Annotated in this window: 13 protein-coding genes; 5 read left to right on the top strand and 8 right to left on the bottom strand. The window is 40.9% G+C overall.

All coding sequences use genetic code 11. The features are described from left to right. Positions 1-14: 14 nt before the first annotated feature. From JKG64_RS04515 to JKG64_RS04530, 4 genes are all read right to left on the bottom strand, one after another. Positions 15-3,431 (bottom strand): TonB-dependent receptor, encoded by a 3,417-nt coding sequence (locus JKG64_RS04515; RefSeq protein WP_210353139.1) that lies wholly within the window; start codon positions 3,429-3,431, stop codon positions 15-17. Between the two features lie 89 nt (positions 3,432-3,520). After that, positions 3,521-4,666: a FecR family protein gene (locus JKG64_RS04520; RefSeq protein WP_210353140.1), complete on the bottom strand. Its 1,146-nt coding sequence runs from the start codon at positions 4,664-4,666 to the stop codon at positions 3,521-3,523. A 51-nt stretch (positions 4,667-4,717) separates the two neighbouring features. Beyond that, complete coding sequence (locus JKG64_RS04525) at positions 4,718-5,287, bottom strand: RNA polymerase sigma factor (RefSeq protein ID WP_210353141.1); 570 nt, start codon at positions 5,285-5,287, stop codon at positions 4,718-4,720. A 61-nt stretch (positions 5,288-5,348) separates the two neighbouring features. Continuing rightward, entirely contained in the window at positions 5,349-6,239 is an 891-nt protein-coding gene (locus JKG64_RS04530) for a sugar phosphate isomerase/epimerase family protein (RefSeq protein ID WP_210353142.1), read from the bottom strand. Positions 6,240-6,717: 478 nt separating this feature from the next. Here JKG64_RS04530 and JKG64_RS04535 point away from each other — a divergent pair, with 478 nt between their 5' ends. After that, on the top strand, positions 6,718-7,542 hold the full coding sequence (locus tag JKG64_RS04535) for a hypothetical protein (RefSeq protein WP_210353143.1): 825 nt from the start codon (positions 6,718-6,720) through the stop codon (positions 7,540-7,542). Positions 7,543-7,780: 238 nt separating this feature from the next. Beyond that, on the top strand, positions 7,781-8,179 hold the full coding sequence (locus tag JKG64_RS04540) for a hypothetical protein (protein ID WP_210353144.1): 399 nt from the start codon (positions 7,781-7,783) through the stop codon (positions 8,177-8,179). A gap of 31 nt (positions 8,180-8,210) precedes the next feature. Here JKG64_RS04540 and JKG64_RS04545 read toward each other — a convergent pair whose 3' ends face one another. The 4 genes from JKG64_RS04545 to JKG64_RS04560 all read right to left on the bottom strand — a co-directional run bounded on the left by JKG64_RS04545 (position 8,211) and on the right by JKG64_RS04560 (position 13,971). Beyond that, positions 8,211-9,599, bottom strand: a complete 1,389-nt coding sequence (locus JKG64_RS04545; RefSeq protein WP_210353145.1) for a RagB/SusD family nutrient uptake outer membrane protein — start codon at positions 9,597-9,599, stop codon at positions 8,211-8,213. Between the two features lie 2 nt (positions 9,600-9,601). Further along, the gene (locus JKG64_RS04550; protein WP_210353146.1) at positions 9,602-12,742 is read right to left on the bottom strand and encodes a SusC/RagA family TonB-linked outer membrane protein; all 3,141 of its coding nucleotides are present in this window, start codon (positions 12,740-12,742) and stop codon (positions 9,602-9,604) included. Positions 12,743-12,745: 3 nt separating this feature from the next. Continuing rightward, a complete protein-coding gene (locus JKG64_RS04555) occupies positions 12,746-13,570 on the bottom strand; it encodes a TlpA family protein disulfide reductase (protein WP_210353147.1) in 825 nt (274 codons plus the stop codon). Positions 13,571-13,809: 239 nt separating this feature from the next. Further along, on the bottom strand, positions 13,810-13,971 hold the full coding sequence (locus JKG64_RS04560) for a hypothetical protein (protein WP_210353148.1): 162 nt from the start codon (positions 13,969-13,971) through the stop codon (positions 13,810-13,812). Positions 13,972-14,537: 566 nt separating this feature from the next. Here JKG64_RS04560 and JKG64_RS04565 point away from each other — a divergent pair. The 3 genes from JKG64_RS04565 (at position 14,538) to JKG64_RS04575 (ending at position 16,297) form a co-directional block, all read left to right on the top strand. After that, a complete protein-coding gene (locus JKG64_RS04565; protein ID WP_210353149.1) occupies positions 14,538-15,149 on the top strand; it encodes a hypothetical protein in 612 nt (203 codons plus the stop codon). 33 nt (positions 15,150-15,182) lie between these two features. Beyond that, the gene (locus JKG64_RS04570; protein WP_210353150.1) at positions 15,183-15,407 is read left to right on the top strand and encodes a hypothetical protein; all 225 of its coding nucleotides are present in this window, start codon (positions 15,183-15,185) and stop codon (positions 15,405-15,407) included. An 89-nt stretch (positions 15,408-15,496) separates the two neighbouring features. After that, positions 15,497-16,297: a hypothetical protein gene (locus JKG64_RS04575; RefSeq protein ID WP_210353151.1), complete on the top strand. Its 801-nt coding sequence runs from the start codon at positions 15,497-15,499 to the stop codon at positions 16,295-16,297. Positions 16,298-16,718: the final 421 nt, after the last annotated feature.

Genomic DNA, 16,718 nt, shown 5'->3' on the forward strand with positions numbered 1-16,718 from the left:
CTTATTTTAATCGTTTAAAAATTGGCTTTAGCTCCTGCCGTTACCGTCAGACTTCTTGGATAAGAAGAGTAATCAAATCCCGGAGTCAGGTTCGAGTGACGGACAGACACCTCGGGGTCATATCCACTGTACCTTGACCAGGTAACCAAATTCTGTGCTGCGGTATACACTTCCAATCCTTTTAGTTTACCCCTCAGCCGCTTAGGAAAAGCATAGGACAACTGCACGGTCTTAAGCCGCAGGTAGGAACCATCTTCGATGATCTTACTCGAGTAGCGCCCTTTAGGACCGAAACCTCCAATCCTAAAATTCTCATCTGTGGGGTTTTCCAAGCTCCAACGGTTTTCATAGGAAGCAAATTGATTAAGCCCTATCCTATTCCCCATATTTCCTTCAAAGGCCAGCCTATTTGCATTGATGATATCATTTCCATAGTTCCACTGGAACAATACCCCTAGACTGATTCCCTTATAGGTAAAATTATTCTGAAGACCGCCGATATGCCTAGGCAGTGCACGCCCTATTTCTACCATATCTTTCTCATTGACTGTACCGTCTTTATTGTAATCGATATATTTGATATCACCAGGCTGTACACTTGCATTCCCGTTGTTCGGTACGCCCGCTTTCAGTACATAGGTAGATCCGACCAGATCAAAATCGTCTACCTGATAGTTTCCATCCCAGACATATCCGTATAGGGTAGCCGCAGGCCCCCCGACCTTGCCTATGTAAGAGAATGAACCGTTATAGTCCCCTGTAAAGCCGACCCAGGAGAGAATATTGGACTGCCCATCAGAAAGCTTCATGATCGTATTTTCATTGAAACTTATGTTGAAGGCCGTTTCCCAGGAAAAGTTCTTATTCCGGATATTTGTGGACCGTACCGCTATTTCCAGCCCTCTATTCCGTACTTCTCCGACATTCTTGTACACATTGCTAAAGCCTGTAGCCAGTGGAATATTCGCATTGAGCAGTAGGTCCGTAGTATTTTTCTGATAGAGATCTACGGTCAGATCTATCTTATTTTTCCATAGCGTCATATCATAACCGATATCCCATTGTGCCGTACTCTCCCATTTCAAATCCGTATTGCCCATGCCATTCAGGACAGCAGCGTAGTAGGGTTCCTGGTTACCGAAAGAATAATAATCGGTAATGTCCAGGGTCTGAAAACGCACAAAATCATTAATTCTGTTATTCCCCGTAACACCGTAGCTCAGGCGCAACTTGGCGTCATTGATCCAAGAGACATCTTTCAGGAAATCTTCCTTACCCAACTGCCAGGCCAACGCGGCCGAAGGGAATACGCCCCAGCGGTTTGACTTCGAAAACTTCGAAGATCCATCTGCACGCACAGATCCGGTAAAAAGATACTTCGACTTATAATTGTAATTGACCCTACCCAAAAACGAAGCTAAGGTATTGGATGTCAGAACAGATTTCACATTTTTGGGGATACCATAATCTAAGGCACGAAGTCCCAAATGCTCGTTGGTAATCCGGTCCGTCTCAAAGCCGTAGTTGTCCAAAGAGGTCCCCTGCAGGGTAAAAGCCCCCGTCACATCGAAATAATGAAGTGGGCTGATCCTCTTTTTATACGTAAGCCGGTTTTCATTCACCCAACTGTTCAGCTCAATATCACCATAGGAACCATTTGCACCATTCGGATTCCAATTCGATTTGAAGCCTTTATAAGTCTGTGAATTGTAAAGCGCCTGGCTCTTTGTAAATCGCTGGGTATAACCTCCACGTACATTTAAACTCAGGTCTTTGGTAATGCTGTAATCCAGCGCCGCACTGACAAAAAGATCCGACTTGGTCTCTTCTCTTATTTCATTATTCGTAGAAATCAGGGGGTTCATTAAGAAAATTGCGAACTCATCTTCCGGATCTATCAGTTCATTTACTAAATCAACATCATTGGCCACAGGTCTATATCCCAACATCCTATACATCAGATAGGAAGCATAGGCATTGCTACTCGATTTCATCTCCGACGCCAGCGTTCCATAGTTTTTATCCTTCGCATAGTTGATCTGTAAGCTTGTTTTGATCTTACTGCTGATATTCTGTTCCATATTCGCGCGGAACTGCATGCGGTTGAAACCGGAATTTACAATCACCCCATCCTGCTTAAGGTGCGAAGCCGAAAATGCATATTTGGTATGCGTACTCGCACCACGGACCGAAAGCATATTATTGAGCATAGGGGCATTGCGAAAAAGCAACGATTGCCAATCGATGTTGGGGGCATCCCTATAGTCGTCCAAAGTCATCGCCGGTTTGTCCAGATACAGGCTTTTGGCCCCTTCCGGACTAAGCTCTAACTGATACCTGACAAATTCGTACGGATTCATCATCTGCATCCGCTTGATCGGAGACTGTATACCGTAATAACCTTGGTAAGCGATCTCCGGGGTACCGGGTTTCCCTTTTTTGGTTTCAATAATAATAACCCCATTCGCTCCTCTAGAGCCATAAATAGCCGAAGCCGAAGCATCCTTTAGAATATTGATTGATTCTACATCAGCGGGGTTCAGGGATGATATGGAAAAATCTTCCATGGGAAATCCGTCAACGACATACAATGGTGCATTGCTCTGCGTCAGGGAATTGCCTCCCCGTATCGTAATCTCAGCTGTACTGCCCGGTTGCGCTTCATAACTATTCACCTGCACCCCGGCAATACGTCCTGCCAGCGCCTGATCCAGCGAGGCCACCGGAGCCTGATTGAGCTCGTCCATCTTGACCTGTCCCACCGCACCTGTCAGATCACTTTTGTGAACCGTACCATACCCTACATTGACCACCACTTCTTCTAACTTCTGGTGCGAAGGAATCATCCGAACCGAATAAGCCTCCCGTTTATCAATCTCCAGCCGCTGCGCCTCATAGCCCAGCATCGTCAAGGTGAGGTAAGCATCGTCTACGATCCTGATATTGAAATTACCCTGCGCATCAGATACGATACTCTCCCCAGCGGATGAAGTCCTGATGGTCACATTGGGCAGTGCCTTTCCTTTCTCATCGCTCACCTGCCCCCTGATCAGACGGGACGCCTGTTCCTTTGTGGCACTTCCCGCTTTTTTCTTAATAATGACCGTATTGTCCTGAATGACATAATTGACCTGTAAGCCATCAAGCACTCTGGCGAGAACCTGATCCAGGCTTGCGTTTTCAAACTTTGCTGTAACCAGCTTATTCGCATTAAAGTCGGTGGATGAGTACATAAATTTTATGCCTGCAACCTGATGTAGCTCTTTAAAAATATCCTTAATGCTCCGGCTTTTAAACTCCATCCGAATGCCCTGTTGCGCATCCACTGTAGCTATGCAAATGAAGAACGTAAAGATACCGGCGAGGAAAAGCTTTATCAGAAAAGTATTTCCCCTCCCGCTAGTGTGAGAATTAGTTCGTGTTTTATACATTTGTAGTGTTTAAATTGGTAAGAATTTAAATAGGTTATTCGTAACCGATCAAATAGGGATGTTCGTAGCATCCCTATCTTCTCCATAGTTTATTTGGATTCCATAGGCATTACATAGATTTTTCCTCCTTTTTCGATAATTCTGATATTGTTCGTCAGTTCGATCAATCTGAAAACCTCCTTAATATCCCTGTAGCGACTGATGATACCCGAGTATTGCTGCTGGCGTACAGCAGGATCGACAGTGATCGCTACCTTATACCAATCCGCTAACTCCCCTATAACATCTACCAGATTTTCTTCTTCAAAAGAGAAAAGTCCTTTACGCCAAGCTTCTATTTTGTGCACCTGGGTAGCCTGAGTCACCGCGATACGGGCATTACCTTTGGATACCGTAGCTTTTTGATCAGGCTGAAGCATGATCGAGCTCTCAAAAAAACGATGATTGAGTTTTACTTTACCTTCGATGAGCGTAACTTCCTGTTTTTCCGCTCCATCTGCATTCACAAGAAAGGAAGTTCCCAACACTTCGATCTGCTGCAAACCGCTTTTTACCCTAAAAGGAACGGCCTTGTTATCCGACAGCATAGACTTCACCTTAAAATAAACTTCCCCTTCGATCTGCACGTCGCGTACGCCCTGATCAAAATGGGGATCTACTACGATCGTTGCCGCCTGATTCAGCCAAAGCTGCGTACCGTCCGATAACTGCAGCGCCATTGTCTCCCGGTTGGGATTGTGGAGCCGAAGAGACTTACCCTCTCCCGATGAAGATGGCGCGCTGACCACAATGATTTTTTCCTGATCGATCTCTTCAACCGATATTCCTTCGGGCAGTGTTCCATCCATAGCGTAAGAAGCGCCGTCTTTGACAATGCGTAATCCCGCTATGGCCGGAGACTCCACTACCTCATGCTGCACCAGAATGGGTGCGTGATCACGGATCAACAAAAGATAGCCCGCACCACAAACTAACGTCGCTATTAAGACCGCCGCTAATGTGCGGACATACCGCCTCAAGGAAGCACGTTTATAAACGGGAGGATTATCCAGGCGGCTGTCGATAGCGGTTTTTAAAGCCCGCCCTATTTCCGGGTCGACATCGCTTTTCTTTTCGTATTTTTTTAGATTATAATAGAATGTCTCCACAAAATCTTCTTCAGATTCTGTTGCTTCTCCGCGCATGTAACGCGAAAAGATAGCATGGAGCTTCTCTTTTAGTGAATTCTTCGACATAAAATAGACATTAGGTTTATACGCGTCTATCTATATGTCGAAGAAAAGGAGCTAGACTCCCAAAAAAAAAGTAAATATTTTTTTAAGCAGTACTTTTAATTCTGCTTTTGAATTGAGATACTGGTTCTGAACCGTTTTCGGCGATATATTTAAAAGTTCGCTGATCTCCGCAGTCGACAGGTCATTCTCTAATTTAGATTTAACGATCTCCCTTCTCTTTTTGGGCAACTGCTCCATCCAGCAGGAGATAATAGCCCTTAACTCCTTTGCGGCAAATGAAGAGTCCGCATATTCGCTGTCCGCAATAATTTCAACAAAATCGTCAATAACTTCAAATTTATACTTGTTTGCTCTAAAACAGTCAATGACTTTGTACTTAACCGCGTTGTAAAGATAGGCCTCTACCTGTCTGATATCTCTAGCGTTTCTTTTATTCCATATATCAATATAGACCTCCTGTAAAATATCCTGCGTCAGATCCGCATCTCCTAAGCGCGCGAAAGCTCTGGTATACAAATCCTTCCAGGTTCTTTCATAAAGCCTGTCAAATGCGCTCCGGTCATCTTTCTGTACTAAAAGATAAAGCGATTCCAAAGAGCTATCAACTGAAGGATTATGCATGGGTATAATTAGTCGTACAATGAATAATCAAATAAAGCTATTTTTGAGAGATTAGCCTAAACTATTTTTCCAAAAAATGTAAAAACAGCTCATCTCCTTTTACAAAACCTCTAAAATTCTCCACGCTTTTTTTGACATCTGGCATGTTGTTATCCCAGTTATATTCATATTCTGCGGAAATCATGCCTTTAAAATGCTGCCTTTTTAATTCCGCAATCACTCCCGGGACATTATTGACTCCTGTTCCCCAATGTACATCGTGCGCTTTCTTATTTCCTTTCTCATTTAAATCCTTAAAATGTAAATGATAAATCCTGCCTTCCAGTTTTTTAAGACAGGCTACAGGATCTAATCCCGAACGTACCCAATGTCCGATATCGGCGGCCGCCCCCATACGGATGCTCCGGTCTTTAACACTGTTTAAAACCACCTCAGGATCCCAATAGTACGAGGGATTCGGGTGATTATGCAGTGCAACCCGGATATCATAGCGGTCGCACAATGTCGAGATATAATCCAACAGCCGTGCCTCAGGTTCACAGGTTATCGTTCTGACGCCCATACTTTTGGCAAACTTAAATACCTTTTCCCAATCGTCATCATTGTTCGTCTTGATCACCCCATATGCTTCCAATATGATATTCTTTTTCTGAAGCAGTTGCCTGATATACTGTTTACTGCTCTCGGACATATTGTAATCCATTTTTTCGTCAATACCACCCCCTATAATCTGCTGCGGGTAGGCTTCGACATACCGTAATCCGCTGCTATCTATCTTATCGAGCGCTTCGGTAAACGTAAACCGATTGAAGGTATACGCCTGAGCGCCCAATTTCCAGCCAAGAGCTTCTTCGGGATATTGTTTTGTCTCCGCTATTCTATCACTTTTAAATAGACTACATCCCGTCATCATGATGGTTGCCAGAACCAATACTGCTTTAATACTTTTCATATGTAAATAATTATTCGTGCATTTAATTGTTTTCTCGATGGAATTCATGAATGCTTCGCATTTATTTCATGATCCGCCAGTTGATGGATCGGTTTGATTTTCTGCTGTCATTAACCTAGACTCCATACCACGGCACACAAGCTCCATCTAAGTCTTTGCGGTTTTGAAGTAGCCTTTTTTTTAATTATCAAGGCATACCTCTCAGGGTATTATAATCGGATACTATTTCAGTCTACTAAACTAGGAAGTCCTGCCACTGTATAGTTTTGATATATTATCATCTATGTTTAAGATATTATCATAATTAGCTATCGCATCCCCCTTCATAAGACAACTCTAGCGATCAGCTGTATTTTTTCTTTCAGCGCCTATTTCCTGCTTTTGGCCAAAAACAAGTAAAAATTGCGCCCCTATAGGGGCGCAGAAACTCAAAAAACGAGTGCAGAACTTTGGATTATACCATATGTGTAATTCAAAGATGAAAAGAGAACCTACATATCTAGAAAGCGAAATCCTGTATCAGGTGATGGAACTCCTCTATCGGGAGATCGACGAACTGATCCACGAGCTGGCACCCGAGGGCTGGAACAACAGCCCCTACCACTTCCCCTTTGAGCTGATCGAAGGTGAGCGCGAGGCGCTGTACAAAACCTATGATACGGTAGCCTGCGCCTACGAGCGTAGGTTCGGCCCGATCATGCGGCAGTACATCAGCAAGAGCCGCTACGAAATAGACTATATGACACGGACAGGTAGCAATCACAACTATGCGGCCGAGCTGGTCTATCTGATCGAACATGGCGTGATTCAGCTGAGCGGTAGCGGACTTTTCTTTAAGCGCAATGAAGCGACACTGGAGTATATCATCGAGCCCTTTGATGTGGAGGAGCAAAGCTATGTACTCGGTATGGATCTCGATCTGGCTAATGCAGTAGATCCCTGTATGCTAAGGATCACAGCTGCACGAAGTGATGTATTGCTCTATATCGATCTCAGTGCGATATATGCTCGGATACTCCAAGCTTTCGGTGCATTAGGGTACGACTGGCGTTACCGCGATGTAGAATTGGAAGACCTGTGGATCCAAAGCGAGCTGGTCGTTCGATTTAGCAATCTCAAGAGCCGCCATAGTCATGACAGCTACCTCGATATATTATCGGAGGTACTAGCCGAAAGGCAAAATGAGCTGCCTCCGGATGAGGTAATCGGATACTTAAGTGTATACGAAAAGCTTCCAGTAGGCTACCCACCGACATTAGAGGATCTACAGCGGATTTCGTTAGGTCTGGATAACCCTCCATAATACTATAAGTACATAACTCTGAATCGAACACATGCTGAGGCAATACATAAACACAACGAATCTCGGTGGCTAGGCCACCGGGTGCAGGGCGTGTCGGCCAAAAGACCTTTTTGACTATCCATCCGATACATGTTGAGGCATCGAACGAAAAGATCAACATATCCGGATAGCAAATAGCCTTTTATCTTTCCGAGGGCTATAAAAGGAAAGAGATTATAAACATTTAAATTATAGCGTCATGCTAAACAACATTAAGAAATTTGCAATGGCTTTGGGAGCCTTAGCTATTGCATCGGGCACTTACATTTCTGTTCGTGCACATCAAGTATCGGAAGAAAAATCTACTGAAAAAGTAGTACTTGCCGATCAGGATTGGCATTTCAATGGAGCTTTAAATCCATTAAACAACAATCCACAAGATTCTTCACAGTATTCAAAATTTGCAACTGAGTCTTGTGATGACATTACACAAACAGTGTGTATGCTTACAGCTCCAGCCGATCCAAGTAATTCAAGTATCCCTGACTTAAATTATGTGGTACCAGGCACGGGAGGTAAAACTGTTAAAATTTTAATTTCAGAAGCTTTAACTTCTGAAAATACAAATCAAGCAGTAAAAGCTTTTCGAAGTGAATAGTAAAAAATGCGGGCTAGGCCCGCATTTTCTTTTATCTTGGATTTTGAGGAATAGCCGTAAATTCAATAATCTCCCTAGGAATAAGGTAGGTATACCGTTTATCATCAATATTCAATACATGTTTAATCGTATCACTTCCGACCACTTCCAGTCTTTCTAAGACCTTTGCATGTTGTGGTTCCTGATTCAATCTTCTTAGATCAGACCACCGCACTCCTCTTAACAACATCTCTTTACGTCGTTCTAAAAGGACGTAATCTAAAAGGTCTTCTTTGTTATCAAAAATAGGCAACACAAAACCAGGTTTGTACCTCTTCACCAACAGCTTGCTCAACACCTCTCTAGATTCCGTTATTTTACCGAGTCTGGCATAACATTCAGCTAGTGTCAAATATAACTCAGGGACGGTCAACCCAACAAAGGTATTTTGCACATTAAATCCCGTATAGCTTCCTTTGAAAGAATAGCTATCATCTGCTCGCTTATTGAAGAATAACTTCTTTCTATAGTCGTTAATTTGATAACTACTGTATAATTCTTTATCTATAGTTGCCCGAGATGGGTTCAACGAATTCAACCCGACACTAACCGCATGAAATACGGTTTCTTCGTTCAGCATCTTAAATGGCAGGGTAGCGTTGGAGTCACAAGAGCCGTAATTTATCAATTCATCATAATCTTTCAATGCTAGCTCGGCCTGTTCTGCTGCCTCTTGATACCTACCCATAATAAGATAGGTACGGGATAGCGCGGCATAAGCTGCTGGTCTGGAAGGGCGCATTCTGTTATCGATATCAGGGGGCAGTAAAGCTATCGCATCTTTAAAATCTCGTATAATAAGCTCATAAGTTTCCTTTACCGTACTTCTATTTGCTTTTTCAGCCACATCGCTGCTATTTTTTAATGGAATCCCCGGTTCATCGTTCATACCACTTAAACTATAAGGTGGAGCAAATGCCTGCGCAAGTAAAAGATAAGAGTAACACTTAATAAATAAGGCCGCCCCTTTAACCATATTATATTTGACTGGATTTTTCTCATCAATACGATCGACGTAATCCAATACGGTATTCCCAATAAAAACAGGAATATAGGGCCTTTTCCACTGGGTATTCGTTGTAGACATAGTGTATCCCGGAAATTTGTTCCAGAAGTACAAATCCTTATCCACAGTTTGTAAGCTATTGGCAACATTGGGCAGCAGGTAATAATCGTCGGTACCGACCTCTAGTAAACCCGGGCCCATCCCTGTATTAACGCTACCGTTATTGTCCATCAAAGCCTGCAGATCGTCGTAGGTTTTTGGCAACATCAATGACATCGTGCTCTTTTCATCCAAAAACTTTTCACAACCATAGAAGACTGAAGAAAGTAATAGAAGAGCGATACTCCCTATTCTATATAATGCATATTTTGTCATAGCTAATTGAAGTTAATTTTTAAACCTAGATTATAAACTCTTTGAGGTGGCATACCTAAATAGTCTGAATCTCGTCCCTCCTTATTCGCTGTCCAAAGTAAGCCCAAATTATTTACAGAGGTACTGAGCGAAATATTTTTCCAGTTATAGGATAGGCGCAGATCCTGTATACGGATCAAATCCCCTTTTCTGGTATTTGCATCGGAGTACAAATAAAACTGGTCTCTTTCTGATGAAGCTGGGTATTGGAGCGATGGAACCGATGTCCGTTGTTCATCACCTGGCTTTTGCCAACGGTCATAATAATCAGAGTGACCAGAACGACCATAATACAATGAATTGTAGGCGATAGAAGAAGCCTGGTAATAATACCCCATTTTGTAGGAAATAGAAAAATACAAGGACCAGTTTTTCCAGTTAAGCGTACTTCTGAAAAAACCATACGAAGTGGGCAATCCAGATCCATGAAAATTTATATTCCCGATGGAATCCTTCAAAATGGACTTATAATCTTTTGATTGTTGCTTATTCAACAAACCAATTGGATCACCATTAGCCCCATCGAGCCCCTCAAAAGCATAAGAGAACATTGGATAAAGTGGTTTCCCGACTATAGGGTCAAAATTAGTCCCTTTATTGGTCGTGTACCAACTGGCGTCATGGACTACACCATCATACTTCGTGACTTTATTCGTTGCATAGGAATAACCAAAGCCAGACTGGACGTTTACGTTCCCAACTCTGAACCGTGTATTCAGCTCCATATCCAGTCCTCTACCTTTGACTTCACCTATATTACGGCTTACCGTTGAAAATCCGGAAGTAGGGTCTATCCGTTCGTCAGAGATCAAGTCGGTAGAAATTTTATTATACCATTCTATAGATCCGGAGAGGCGACTTTTCCAGAAGCCAAAATCCAAGCCGTAATTCATCATCTGTACATCCTCCCATCTTAAATTTGGATTGGCAGGCTGTGTTACCATGGCATATGGATAATTGGTATACATGGCATTACCTAAATACTGCATAATAGGGTCAGCGATATTTCCACTTCCCGCATTGCCACTATGACCGAGTGTATAGCGAAGTTTTAAATTATCTATCCACGAGCTATGTATTAAAAATGATTCTTTGGATAATACCCAAGCTATTCCTGTTGACCATAGCGGCTTCCATCTTGCATTGGTCTTTACTCCAAATAGATTCGAACCATCTCGTCGCATAGAGGCATTCAGTATATACTTATGCTTATAATGATAAGATCCATTGAAAAACAAGGACACAAAGCGCGTCACACCGCCTTCATCACCTAAATAGTCCGGTATATAGGCTTGCCCACCTAAGTTCCCAGATAATGGGTACGGTTTAAGGTAATCCACCTGTGTACTCAACAAGAGATCTTGGTTATAGCCATACAAGCGATAAGCGTTTGAAAAATTAGACCGATGGCTTAGCTCTGCACCTAACAAGGTGGAAATACCATGAGAACCATAGCTTCGATCAAAATTTAACTGTCCCCTCAAATTATGCGCCCATACATCCGTATAACTCCGATCTAAAATAGCTCCTAACGGTACGGGGTACGTAAGTTTTCCATTTTTATCCACCTGTGTAAAACTGTTTATTAAATCCCGTACCATATAACTCTCTTGGGTACGCATATTTTGCAGAATCCCGTCTGTATTATCAAATCGGTAAACCAACTGCGTAGACAATCCTAGCAATGGTTCGTAACGTAACCTTACGGTACTATTCAATTGATTTCTACTGGATTTATTCTTGGTGGCCCGCAGCTCATCATAGGGTCTATACTTCCAATCTAAAAACTGACCGTTTCCTACTGTATCCAGAAAGGCAGGATTGTAACGATAAGGCACTGCTTGAACCACCCCATCTTTAACCAGATCCGTATAAGGATATACATTCTGAAGTGTAGTACTTCCACCGGTATTGGCATTGGCATAGGTGTAGCCAATATCTACCCCTATACTAAAATTATTTAAAGGCCGGAATGTACTGTTGTGCAACAGCGAAATCCTACTTGAACTATTGGTAATAACCGGAGCCTTGGAATGGTCGAAACCTATCCCTGTACTGTGGCTACGCTTTACCCCTGGGCTCTCCATCCGCACATGGTATTGCTGATCCTGTGCCTTTCTGTAAAAATAGTCCCGAACGTCATCTCTGTAATCGTTTTTCCCTAAGTCGCTTAAAGCGCTATCCAACTCTTCTTGTGTAATTAATGATTTTGAATGCTGGACAAGTAAATCGACTACAGGTGATAATATGGTACGTCTATTACCTAAATCTTTAATTACATCATCATAAAACCCTTTTTCGTAAAGCATCTTTTCGACTCCGATAAAATCCTGAGGTGATATAGTCGGTTCATAAAAGAAATTCAGTTTATCCTTCACCCTAAAATTGCTCGTGGCTGAAATCTTTGCTTTCCCGGCTAAAGCCGCTGCTTTTTTCGTGGTTACGACTATAACCCCATTCCCCGCTCTCGAGCCCCATATCGAAGCTGCTGTAGCATCTTTCAAAAGCGTAACCGACTCCACATCTTCTGGGTTAATATCCGACATCGAACCCGCGAACGGAAAATTATCAACAACAATCAATGGTCCCATTAGTCCTTCTGTTAAGGTATTAATACCTCGGATATTGATCTTGGCGCCGCCCGTACGGTTATCAAACTGTAATCCCGGAGCTACAGCATCTAGACGATCCAGCAGATTAATTGATGGGCGAGCGTCCAATTGCTCTCGGGAAATAACCGAAAACGAACCTGCGGAGCGCTCTTTATTGATAGATTGATAACCATTATTAATCTGCACCTCCTCAATCTCCAAAAGACTACTAGTCATCTGTAGGTGCATCCCTTTAGAAAGGTCTGAACTATTATAAGTCATCTTTAAATCCTCGTATCCCATTTTATGGACGCTAACATACCCCGAAGAACCTGTTACAACTATTTCAAAGCGACCTAAAGAATCAGTCTTTGTACTATTATCAAGTACATTCACGGTTGCGTGATCGACACCCCTCCCCATTTTGTCCTTAACCATACCCGACAATTTCATTTGTGCTGTAGCCATCGTGGATAGACATAACAACAATACTATTGTAATTAATCTTTCCATCCTCTACTTCCAAATTCCTTTACTACGATCAACCAATATGCTGAGCTGATCTCGCGTTACAAAATCAAAAGTACTAATGGCTCTAACCCGACCGGTATGATCTATCCATATGTAATGAGGGATAGCCTGATGAGGAAAAAGCTGTTTTAAATAGGCATCAAAGACAATGGACTGACCGTGGTCTCCGCCAAAGTGACTGGTATCCGAAAGCACCTTACTAATCCGCTCCAGATTGTCATTTTTCAGATCGCTATCGACCAAAATAAACTGAATCTCACTATTAAGTTCTTTTTGATAGCTGTCATTGTACTTAAATCTTTGGATACAGGTACCACACCATGTCGCCCAGAAATCAAGAATGAATGGTTTGCCACGAAGATGTTCGAGCGTCATTCTTATAGTGTCGCCATTCTTATAAACTATATGTTCCTTTGTCCAGAATTCTGGCGGAACCTTATCACCCACTCTGACGGGTATGGCATTATTTAAGCCTTTGGCCTCCTGCCCGAAGGCAGGAAGAACCAAAAGGCCACTAAACAACACACAGAAAATTATTAATAAAGCCGTAAGCTTAAATCCTTTGGCTAATACGGCCTTTGGATGTGTAGCCGTTAAGAATTGGGACTGAGAGGACGTAAAAAAATCAAAACTGTTTGATCCCGGTCTATCGGGAGAGTTTTTTGATTTTAGGACTCTCAATCCAAATTTAGGCGAGCATTCAACGCCTTGATTTCTTTGCATACTTTCTTTATCAAGAAAGAAAGTTTGAGCCCCTCGCGGCTTGAGCGAGAAAGTCATACCTCTCCCACCCCTAAAAAAATGTTTCATTTTTCGGTCTATTAAACAACTATCCATGGCCTTCCAATGACCATCAATAATTATTGATTCACAAAAAAATCTTGAATGCCACCGATTGTGAATATAATTGGTTATTGTGCGCTAGCGATGTGGCATGCAGAAAGAAAAATACAAGTACCGACCTATATATATTGTAAAAAACAATATATATTACAAAGAAATTTGCACCAACTGAAAGTTATTCCTATCTTTAATGTGTTTGAAAAAAGTTAGATAGCAGTCTGCTGTACAATATTTATATTGAATAGTAGGCCGGTATCAGAAAAGAGAATCGTATTATCCAATAATAACCTACGTCCGTTTTGTATGTTATTAAACCACGCCTTGCGTATCCAATAATCTGGATTGTACGAGCGTGCTATGAAGGACAATGCTTAAAAGTTTACATTGTAAACTTCCACCCTTTTCTGTATCCTTTGCTACCTTGTTCTATTCAGGCGGAGCGATAATAATTTTTTGAAATAGTAAATGGGAAAACCGAGGACAACGATCCTGGATCGTGTCTTGGTGGTTCTTTTTGGTGGTTTTTAATCGTTTCATCATAATTTAAAAAAGTTTATAAAACGATGAAACTCGACAAAGCATGAATGAATTCGAATTGGTATAAAAACCAATAGGACGAACTTCTCAGCTTAATGGTTGAGGGAAACCGGCAAAGGAACCCTTGCAGTATAATCTTCACGAGATTTTTCTGCGTTGACCTCCAAAAAACTGCACGAAGCCCGCCCTATTGGCTATAACTTATCTGCAAAGATAGAAATAATCCAATAGATAATGGCGAACTCGCAGTCTTCTCGTTGGTCAAATTTTGCCGGTTTTCTCATACGAGAGACATCGTTAAGGTAGAGAGTTTTGCTCTCCCCCTATTTGTCGCTTTAACTTATATCAAAGGTAATAAATATATAATCGAATTCAAAAAATAAACTCGATTTTAATTATGGATTATTATAAAATTGTGCTTTCTAACCTAGAGAAACTACGGATAGGTAACGGTTTAGAGTATAGTGAAATAGATAAATTCGCAAACTTAAAAGATGGGAAGTATGAAGAGGTAATAGACGGAAAAGCCATTCTTGACACAAAGGAATTGATTGCTGTCAGTAAACTGTATTTCCCTAATCCATCAAAGGTTTTCAACCCCAAGATGAGGTCACCCTCATTTAACGATCTACCCGATTATATTCAAATAATCGCAAAAGAACGGAAAGGTAAGACAACGAGAACACAGGAAAAAAGAGATATAATTCAATACAGCATCCTAATCTTAAACAAGCACGTCAAAGTAGGAAAAGACTTCACGAACTCCATCATCAAAGGCTACTTGAATAACGAGCTGAAAACTGTATTTAAAGGTAAATCTATCGAATGGAGCAAAAGCGTCCTCTCCCCTTTTATTGAAGATACTGGAGAAACCAGGAAAGCCAAAACCAAGGAAGAAAAAGTTTATAAGTTAATAAAGACAATACCAAAAGATATGGTAGCCAAAGCAACCGCGACTATAGGCACGGCTTGGCTTGATGAATTCGAAGAGAAGTCAAAGGAAAAATAAACACCAATTATATAACTAAAATCCAATTAAATCATGTTTTCGATCGGAATATTATTTATGTACGTCGTCTGGGGAGGATTTATAGCGATTGTTCTTTACGGACTATACAGAGTCCTGTCCGCTCTATTAGAAAAATATCTAATCGCCAAACGCGAACACACAGCGGCACTAATCCAACAGAGCGAAGCTCTGAAAGAAATAGCCTCTGCAATCAGAGAATCGAATGACAGGAACGGGACACCTTCGGAGATTATCTAAAGACAAACCATAACCTCCTCTTAAGGGAATGTTTTATCCTTATCGTAGAATTAATAATTTTCATGCATACAAGTTGAGAAAGTAACATAATGAAGGAATTACTTAGCACAATTTTTACAACCTCCAAAGAAAGGATTGCAAATCCAATAATTGGGACTTTCATCATTTCTTGGACAGCATTCAACTGGAAACCAATAGCTTTTATTCTTTTTTCTAATAAAAAAATTGAGGACAAAATAGTTTACATCGATTCAAATTTTGCCAACATAGGTAATCTCTTGATTTTCCCTTTAATTACCGTAGTGATATATCTGTTAATTATACCGTATATAAACTTACTATTTGAATACCTCCTAGAGTTTCCTAGAGTCAAGAGAAACATGATTTCAATTTCTAAACAAAAACAATTAATCAATAACGAAAAGCAGTTAGCTATTGAGGAAATTAAACTTGAAGAAGCTAAGATCGAATTTAGAGAAAGAAAAAATCACAATGCGCTAGTTGAAAGTTTGCAAAAGCAAATAATAGAAAAAGATAATCAAATTATAGAAGAGATAGAAAAGAGTGAAAATTTATTAGCTGATGCGCGTAAGCAAGTTCAAAGGACCAATAAACAAATAGAAGAATTATCAAACTCTACAACCCAACAAATTAATTCTTATGTAGAGGAAAACCGTATTCTGAAGGAAAACATTGTAGAAAAAGACAAGTATTTAAGCGACTTAAAACAAAAACAACGCATACGGGAATTAGAAATGGAAAATAGACATAATGCCGTTCAACAAGAAAACATTCACTTATCTACCGAGTTCAATGACCTTAAAAGAGAATTATCTCAATCGTATAATAATATTTATGCAATAGAGAATAGTCGGAAAAATAACAGATAAAAACATTGGGTAATATTTAATTAGCCTATTATTTATTATGACGAATACATGTCGCAGATAGCTTTGAGAATTTTCTAAAAGGATTAGTTTCAGATGAAAATTACGCGGTGGAATAATAAAACCTGAAATACGGTAATCCGTAAATAAATATTACACCAATTGAATATGTTTGAGCTCAAACTAGTTATTAAAAAATGTGGTCAATTGGATTATTAATGATGTATATCATTTGAAGAGGGTTTATTGCAATATTTCTGTATGAATATAGATCGTGAAAAAAGAATGGAGCCCGGGATGATTTAGTTGGAATATTTTTTTCAGGAATAAGACTAAGAAATTAGAATAATAGGGTTAATAAACAAATACTAAAGAACGCAAATCCTAAACTTATATTTTTAAAGACGAAAGCTATTACTAATAA

Source organism: Sphingobacterium tabacisoli, assembly GCF_017908035.1.
GTDB lineage: Bacteria > Bacteroidota > Bacteroidia > Sphingobacteriales > Sphingobacteriaceae > Sphingobacterium > Sphingobacterium tabacisoli.